Consider the following 1,143-nt stretch of genomic DNA (forward strand, 5'->3'; position numbering starts at 1 on the left):
TGCATTACTTTTACAATTTGATTATTACAGTTTAGTTAAAATAATTTCCATTGGCACGTCTTAAAATTTGCTAGTATTTTAATTTTGGAAAGACAACAATTTAAACAGCAAAAATATCTTCAGTTTGCATCTGTTTTCTTATTTGTTTTGCTGTACCAATTTAACGAAATTATCAAATATATTATAACATTTTTTATTATTAAAATAATAACTGCTCTTCATTTAGATTACCCTAATATCTTTAATAATATAAAGACCAACTTAACTGAAACGCTCCACAATTTGTCTGTGCAAGAATGAATATTTGAGTCTTCAAACTGTCTATAATGGGAGCCTGGGAAGAAAAGATAAGGGATGTGAGGTCACAGGTGTTGCTCCGCTAGAAAACACAGAAGTTAAGGCCAGTGTTTGCTGTCAGAGGATTTCAGGAGATGATGAGGCATTGTGTGGTCTTTTTGCTTCAAGTTGAATTTATTCAGTTTAACAGGTTACTACTTTTTCTACCTCTAACTACAAAGATTGACCCAATGATAGAAACAACTAAAAAGACAGAAAAAGTAGTAACCTATTAGAAGGCTGGATAGAATTCAACTTGAAACAAAGACCACTTTCCACAATATGCCACCATTCCCATCATCATCTCCTGAAATCCTTCCTGACCAATAACGTGAAACACTGGCCTTAACTTCTGTGTTTTCTAGCGAACCCGACGCACCCAACATCCGCGACCTCACATCCACTGCTCCCTTTAGCATCTTTCTTTCCCAAAGAACCCCCAAACTGCATAAACAGTTTGAGACTCAAATTATTCATTCTTTACTGGGGAGCAAATTATTGGAGCGTTTCAGTTAAGTTGGTCTTTATATTATTAAAAAATATTAAGTTGTCTAAATAAATGAAACAGTTAGTATTTTAATAATAAAAATGTTATAATATATTTGATAATTTGGATAAATTGATTAGAGTGAGTTTTTGAAAACAAAAAACAAAATAAGAAAACAAAGTAAACTTTGAAAAAATAATTTTTTGTTGTTTAAATTGTTGTCTTTCCAAAATTAAAATACTAACTTAAAAAATTTTAAACGATGCAATATTAAAATTATTTTAACTAAATATAATAATCAAATTGAAATTAACAAAAAG

The sequence above is a fragment of the Areca yellow leaf disease phytoplasma genome (assembly GCF_041920595.1).